Annotated in this window: 7 protein-coding genes; 3 read left to right on the top strand and 4 right to left on the bottom strand. The window is 75.1% G+C overall.

The window, feature by feature from the left end; all coding sequences use genetic code 11:
- Positions 1-204: 204 nt before the first annotated feature.
- Together E1265_RS31440 and E1265_RS31445 are read left to right on the top strand one after the other, a co-directional pair.
- A complete protein-coding gene (locus E1265_RS31440; RefSeq protein ID WP_132934375.1) occupies positions 205-582 on the top strand; it encodes a hypothetical protein in 378 nt (125 codons plus the stop codon).
- Positions 575-1,000, top strand: a complete 426-nt coding sequence (locus tag E1265_RS31445) for a hypothetical protein (RefSeq protein ID WP_243741247.1) — start codon at positions 575-577, stop codon at positions 998-1,000. Before E1265_RS31440 ends, E1265_RS31445 begins: the two co-directional genes overlap by 8 nt.
- A gap of 67 nt (positions 1,001-1,067) precedes the next feature.
- Here the strand turns inward: E1265_RS31445 and E1265_RS31450 are convergent, their stop codons facing one another.
- Together E1265_RS31450 and E1265_RS31455 are read right to left on the bottom strand one after the other, a co-directional pair.
- Positions 1,068-1,568, bottom strand: coding sequence for a GNAT family N-acetyltransferase (locus E1265_RS31450; protein WP_132934376.1), 501 nt, complete (start codon positions 1,566-1,568; stop codon positions 1,068-1,070).
- A 219-nt stretch (positions 1,569-1,787) separates the two neighbouring features.
- On the bottom strand, positions 1,788-2,945 hold the full coding sequence (locus tag E1265_RS31455; protein WP_132934381.1) for a glycerophosphodiester phosphodiesterase: 1,158 nt from the start codon (positions 2,943-2,945) through the stop codon (positions 1,788-1,790).
- Between the two features lie 301 nt (positions 2,946-3,246).
- Here E1265_RS31455 and E1265_RS31460 point away from each other — a divergent pair, with 301 nt between their 5' ends.
- A complete protein-coding gene (locus E1265_RS31460) occupies positions 3,247-3,927 on the top strand; it encodes a lysophospholipid acyltransferase family protein (protein ID WP_132934377.1) in 681 nt (226 codons plus the stop codon).
- 122 nt (positions 3,928-4,049) lie between these two features.
- Here E1265_RS31460 and E1265_RS31465 read toward each other — a convergent pair whose 3' ends face one another.
- Both E1265_RS31465 and E1265_RS31470 read right to left on the bottom strand, forming a co-directional pair.
- A complete protein-coding gene (locus tag E1265_RS31465; RefSeq protein WP_132934378.1) occupies positions 4,050-5,024 on the bottom strand; it encodes an aldo/keto reductase in 975 nt (324 codons plus the stop codon).
- A gap of 95 nt (positions 5,025-5,119) precedes the next feature.
- A partial coding sequence (locus E1265_RS31470) for a hypothetical protein (RefSeq protein WP_165953944.1) occupies positions 5,120-6,595 on the bottom strand: 1,476 nt, incomplete at its 5' end.

Below are 6,595 nucleotides of genomic sequence, written 5' to 3' on the forward strand. Positions count from 1 at the left end.
GGGCATGGACACTGCCTCGGTGGTCTGGGTGCGGTCGCTCGTCGCGGTCATGTGCTCCAGTAAATCAGACGTTCTGTCCGCGTTACCGGCGAGGTCCGGGCGCTGTGGTCAACGCCACGTTCGCCGTCGGGGCCGGAGAGCCCTGGTCAGCGGGGTGGTGACCCGACGACGGTGGGCCGGGGGGCGCCCCGTAGAGTCGGCGGCATGCTTACCCCGCTGACGGTCGCGGTCGCCGTGGCCGCGCTGCTGCAGGCCGCGTGGAGCGGGTACGCCGCGTTCCGCGACCAGCCCGTGAAGGACTGGCACTACGCGGGCATGGCCGTGGTGCTGCTGCTCACGCTGGCCCAGCTCGTGGTGGGTCTGGTGGCGCTCGGGGGCGGCGAGCGGCCGGCCGGCGACGGCACGGCGGTGTTCGTCTCGTACCTGGTGATGGTGGTGCTGTGCCTGCCGGTGGTGGCGATCGTCTCGCTCAGCGAGCGCAGCCGGTGGGGTTCCGCGACGGTGGCGGCCGGGGCGCTCGTGCTCGCGGTGCTCGAGCTGCGGCTCGCGGACGTGTGGGCGGGAGGCGTCGGCGGTGGCTGAGCGTGGCGCGGGCGTGGCCGGGCGGCCGGACCTGACGCGTGGTCCCGGTCGGCTGCTGGTGACGCTCTACGGGGTGTTCACGGTGGCGGCGGCCTCGCGGTCGCTGTACCAGCTGTCGACGCGCTTCGACGAGGCGCCCCTGGCCTATCTGCTGTCGGCGGTGGCGGCCCTGGTGTACGCGTTCATCACGGTCGCGCTGGTGCGGGGCGGGGAGGCGGCCAGGCGGGTGGCGCTGGTGTGCTGCGCGGCAGAGCTCACGGGCGTGCTGGTGGTGGGCACCTGGACGCTGGTCGACTCGGCGGCCTTCCCCGACGCCACGGTGTGGTCGGACTACGGCCTCGGCTACCTGCTGCTGCCGCTGATCCTGCCGGTCACCGGGCTGCTGTGGCTGCGGCGGGCGGCGCCGGGCGCGCCGTAGCGAGGAGGGCGGCCCAGGTCGCTCGCCGCCCTCCGCCGTGCTCGATGTCCGCTCAGGCCGTGTCCGCTCAGGCCGTGGCGGCCAGAGGGCCGGGGGCCTCCTTCTCCAGCGTGATCATGCTGAGGTGGCGCGAGACCTCCTCGGTGGCCACCGGGGCGTAGCCGAGCCTGCGGTAGAGGCGCAGGTTGCCCGGCACCCGCTGGCCGGCGAACAGCCGGTACCTGGCGGCGTCGCGCTCGGCGGCGAGCCGCTCCTCGACGGCGGCCAGCAGCCGGCCGCCGAGTCCGTGCCGCTGCATCCTGGGGTGCACGATGAGGCGGCCGATGTGCGCGGTCCCGTCGGGGTCGACGGTGCCGCGGACGGACCCGACGACCTCCTGGCCGAGCCGCGCCACGAGTACGCAGGTGTCCCGCACCTCGGCGCGCACCTCGGCCAGCGTCTCGGTCAGCGGGGCGATGCCGTAGTCCCCGGACAGCTCGGCTTCGCCCTGGAAACAGAGGTACTGAAGTTTGAGGATCTGCTCGGCGTCCTGGTCGTTCGCCGCGTCGATCAACACGCTCATGCCCATGTGTGCGTACGCCTCCCAAGCGAGGTGTCGGCCGGCCCGGCGGGGGGTGAGGGTCACGCGAAACGGGCCGGCGATAGCCCTGACGGCGCAGGTCAAGCGGACCCACGCCGTCAGCATTGTGCTAGGGAAACAAGGATGGAGGGAATGTGCTGGAGCCAACTACCTTGTGAGATTTACGACTCGGGCACCATGATTGCCCGCCGATCGGGTGGTTCACGGTCAACGGCGGTGGTCGGCGGCGGCCAGCAGGGCGGTGTCGGGGTGGTCGGCGAAGACGCCGTCGATGCCGGCGCGGAAGAACGCGCCTACCGCGCCGAAGACGTCGCCGTAGGCGTTGGGGTCGGCGCCGCGGCGGAACTCGGCGGGCAGGTAGCGGTTCTCGTTGCGCAGCGTGTAGGGGTGGACCAGCAGTTCGGCGGTGTGCGCCTGGGAGACCAGGCGGGTCGGCTCGGCCAGGCTGCCGTCGGAGCGGCGCGGGATGACGAGGTCGAGGGTGGGACCGATGCCCTGGGCGTAGCGGGAGATCTCGCGCAGCCCCGAGGGGGTGATGAGGTCGGCGACGGTGCGCGGGTCGCCCTTCTGCTGGAGGTCCCAGGGGCGGGAGTCGGCGCTGGAGAGCAGCACCACCCGTGGCGTGTCGACGAGTTCGGCCATGCGCTGCATGCTGGTCGGCTCGAAGGACTGGAGCAGCACCCGGGAGCTGGCCCGGTCGTGGCCGTACCTGCGCAGCAGCCTGGCCAGCGGCTGTTCGAGGCCGAGGCCGATGGAGCGGAAGTAGGTGGGGTGCTTGGTCTCGGTGTACAGCCACACCGGGCGGCCGCGCTTCCGGCCCTGCTCGGCGGCCCAGCGCAGCACCTCCTCGAAGGTGGGGACGGTCCACCGGCCGTCGTAGAGCGTGCTGTTGCGGCGCTGGTCGGGGATGCGCTCCGTGGCGCGCAGGGTCTTGAGCTCGGCGAGCGTGAAGTCCTCGGTGAACCAACCCGTGAGCGACTGGCCGTCGACGGTCTTGGTGGTGCGGCGGTCGGCGAACTCGGGATGGTCGGCGACGTCGGTGGTGCCGGATATGTCGTTCTCGTGGCGGCAGACGAGGTGGCCGTCCTTGGTGGGCACCAGGTCCTGCTCGATGATGTCGGCGCCCAGGTCCAGGCCGAGCTGGTAGGAGCCGAGGGTGTGCTCCGGGCGGTAGCCGGAGGCGCCGCGGTGGGCGACGACGGTGGGGGTGGGCAGTTCGTCGAACCGGTCCCCGCGTCCGCTCGCGGGGCGCGTGGCAGCGCTCGCGGGGCGCACGCTCTGGGCATGCGCGGGGGTGGCAGCGGCGAACGCCGCGCCGCCGGCGCCGGCGGCCACGGCCGCGCCGAGCAGGGCGCGCCGGCCCATCCCGTTCCGGCCCGGGCCCTCCTGGCCCGTGGCGCCGTGGCCCTGCGCCGCTGTCGAGTCCGTCACGTCCGCCGGCTTCGCGCCTGCCGCCTGCCGAGCTGCCATGGTGCCTCCCTGTGGTCGCGGCTGATGGTAGGGACGCGGCACTGTCCTGGCGGGGACGACCGAGGAAACAGCTGACGAAGGCACATCAAAGCTGAGTATCCGTCGTGTGAACCCCGTGCGCGAGCGGGGGCGAAGCGCGAGTATCGTCCCGTACGCATGCGGCGGAGCGCATGACCATGAACAACCGGAGGGGAAGTTGTCCCGATACGTCCTGATGAAGACGCTGATCGGCCCGCTGCTGAGGCTCTTCTTCCGGCCTCGGGTCGAGGGGGCGGAGAACGTACCCGCCGAGGGGCCGGTGATCGTGGCGGGCAATCATCTCACGTTCATCGACTCGGTCATCCTGAACCTCATCAGCAAGCGCCAGGTCTTCTTCATCGGCAAGTCGTCCTACGTGACGGGCCGGTCCCTCAAGGGGCGGGCGATGGCGTGGTTCTTCACCGCGGTCGGGATGATCCCGGTGGACCGGGACGGCGGTCACGGCGGGGTGGCCGCCCTGATGACCGGCCGCCGGGTGCTCGACGAGGGCAAGGTCTTCGGGATCTACCCGGAGGGCACCCGCTCCCCCGACGGCAGGCTGTACCGGGGGCGCACCGGGATCGCCCGGCTCACCCTGATGACGGGCGTTCCCGTGGTGCCGTTCGCGATGATCGGCACGGACCAGGTGCAGCCCGGCGGCAAGGGGCTGCCCCGCATCGGCCGGGGGCGGCGGATCACCGTCCGGTTCGGCAAGCCGCTCGACTTCTCGCGCTACGAGGGCATGGACCGCGACCGCTACGTGCTGCGGGCCGTGACCGACGAGGTGATGACCGAGGTCATGCGTCTTTCCGGGCAGGAGTACGTGGACATGTACGCCACCAAGGTGAAGGCCGCCTGAGCCGAGCGAGCCCGCGCGGCGGAGCCGCACATCGGCAGCAGCGCAGCTCATGCGCGGCCGTATGCGCGCGCAGCGTTGCCGTAGCTGGTTGCGCGGGCCCGGCGGAGCTTTCGCAACACGCTTTAGTGCCAGGGCAGGCCCGAGCGCTGGCGCCAGTAGGCGGCGGGCGGCTCGGCGAGCTCGGCGAGTACGGCCGCCGCGGCCTCGTCGAGGTCGAGCCCGGCGGCAGCCAGGTTCCCCGCGAGCTGCGCGACGGTGGCGGCGCCGGACAGCACGATCCCGGCCCAGGGCTGGCGCAGCACGGCGGCCAGCGCGACCGCGTCGGGGCCCGTACCGGCCGCCTCCGCGATCCGGCGCACGGCGGGCGGCGCGGCCCTCCCGGCCAGCCGGCCGTTGGCCATCGCCTCCTTGACGATCACCGTGCGGCCGGCCGCGTGCGCCTCGGCGAGCGCCGGCCCCGCCGAGGTCTCAAACACGTTGAACGTGGACTGCACCGTGGCGAACAGCGGTCGTCCCTCCACCTCGACCTCGAGCGCGGCACGGATGACCTCGGCCTGGCCGGGGCCGCTGGTAGACAGGCCGACGGTCACGCCCGAGGCGGCGAGCCCGGCGAGCCGGTCGAGCACGGCCGGATCGGTGAGCGCCGGGCTCTCCGGCGTGACGGAGTGGATCTGGTACAGGTCGAGGCGCTCGCCGAGCAGGGCGCTGGTCTCCGCGTACTGGCGGTCGAAGGTGGCCGGGCCGTGGTCCTTGACCTCGTGCACCTCGGCGTCGGTGCGCCAGTCCGCCGTGTACGTGTAGCCCCACTTGCTGCCCACCACCACGTCGGCCGCGGCCTCGGGGCGCGCGTCGAGCCAGCTCGCCAGGAACTCCTCGGCGCGGCCGTAGGAGCGGGCCGCGTCCAGGTAGCGCACGCCGTGCGCGTGCGCCGCGTCAAGCAGCTGGTGGCTGCGCTCCCGCAGCGCCTCGGGACCGCGATCGGCCGGGAGGTCGCGGTCCCGGCCGAGGTTGATATAGCCGGGGCGGCCCACGGCGGCGAGGCCGAGGCCGATCCGCGCGGTGGGGGTGGCCTCGGGGCTGAAGCGGGAGAACGCCATGGGACCTCTCACTCGGCTCGGGAAGCGGCGGTGACCTGGCCGGCTGCCGGCGGCGCGGCGCCGGCCGGGCGCGGGGTCCCACGATAACGGTGGCCTCAGGCGCCCACCGCCCCGGTCTCGGCGGCCGGCGCCGCCCAGGCGGCGGCGCACAGCGCGTGCGCCACGGACTCCGCGTAGACCGCGGCGGCCAGCCAGGCGCGGGCGAACCGGTCGCCGTCCGCCGGCAGCAGCCGGCCGAAGACGTCCCTGCCGCGATCGGCAGCCGCCCGGTGCAGCTCCTCGAGCAGCTCGGCGCCGGTGGCGAGCCCGGCGCGGCCCAGCCGGACCCGGTCGTCGCCGACGGTGCCAGGCAGCGCCAGGGCGCGCCGGCCGGCGGCCACCGCCCGGTCCGCGCGGCGCCGCAGCAGGTGGACCGGGGCCCGGGCGTTCTCGTCGGCCGGGGGCGCGGCGGCGGGCGGCGGCGCCGACGCGGCGCCCGGCTCCGGCAGGTCGGTGCGCTGCAGCCGGTCGTACCCCAGGTCGAGGTGGCCGCGCGAATCGGCGAGCCGCAGCACTGCGCCCTCCTCGCCCGGCGGCAGGCCGGCGGCGAGCAGCCGCAGCCTGGGCTCGGCGCCGGGCACGAGGCGGCCGATGACGCGGAGCCTGAGGCCGGGGGCGGCGGCCAGCAGCCGCAGATTGTCCCGGTGAGCGAGGGCCGGGTCCTCGTCGGCGACGGTGAGGCGGATCGGCAGGCCGGCGCAGTCGGCAAGCAGCACGTCCCCGCCGGCGGCGGAGAGCGGCCGGCGGCAGGTCAGGTCGAGAAAAAGCAGCTCCGCGCCGGGCGGCCGCTGCTCCGCCGGGAGCGCGGCGGCGGCCAGGGCGCGCTCGGCCTGGCGGTGCGGCGGCTCGGCCCAGAGCCGGTCGAGCGGCGGCTCGTGCCAACCCGCGCCGCCGGCCTGCACGGCGCGGACCGCGGCGCCGGCCCCGAGGCTGCCGTCCGGCGAGACGGTGGCGCCCGAGACCACCAGGCCGGCGCGGGCCAGCTCCCGGTGGGTGAGCGACGCGTCCCCCAGGCGCACGGTGCGCTCCGCGGCGGCGGCCGCCCGCGCGGCGCCGCCGGGCGCCACGTCGGCCACCCGGAACAGCCGACCCTCGGCGTCCGCCGTCCAGGTGATGACGCCGGCGTGGCCGCTGCCGGCCAGCACCGGCTCGCTGAACAGGCCGTAAAGCCGCAGTGAGCCACCGGGCAGGTAGGGCCGGCGGGCGGTGCCGCGCAGGTCGGCCAGCCGGGGGCCGGTGGCACCGGCGATCCCGTGGGCCGTCGCCAGCAACTCGCGCAGCGCCTCGACGAGGTCGGCGAGCCGGTACGCCGGGTCGGCGGCGCGGGCGGCGCGCAACCGGCCGACGACGCTCACGGCCGCCGCGGCGGGGCGCGGCAGCCCGGCCAGCCGGGCGGCGTGGGCGGCGGCCAGCAGCTCGGCCTGGGTGACGGCCCCGGCACCGTCCACTCCGGCCTCCAGGGCGGCCGCCCCGGCGGCCCACAACGCGGCGGCGGCCGCCAGCTGTTGGGGGGTGGCCAGGGCCTCGGGGAC

The organism is Streptomyces sp. 8K308 (genome assembly GCF_004348315.1).
Classification (GTDB): Bacteria; Actinomycetota; Actinomycetes; order Streptomycetales; family Streptomycetaceae; genus Streptomyces.

Excerpts from the sequence above, each read along its gene's own strand:
- E1265_RS31440 (WP_132934375.1), top strand. The coding sequence starts at position 205 with ATGCTTACCCCGCTGACGGTCGCGGTCGCCGTGGCCGCGCTGCTGCAG.
- E1265_RS31450 (WP_132934376.1), bottom strand. The coding sequence starts at position 1,568 with ATGGGCATGAGCGTGTTGATCGACGCGGCGAACGACCAGGACGCCGAG.
- E1265_RS31455 (WP_132934381.1), bottom strand. The coding sequence starts at position 2,945 with ATGGGCCGGCGCGCCCTGCTCGGCGCGGCCGTGGCCGCCGGCGCCGGC.
- E1265_RS31465 (WP_132934378.1), bottom strand. The coding sequence starts at position 5,024 with ATGGCGTTCTCCCGCTTCAGCCCCGAGGCCACCCCCACCGCGCGGATC.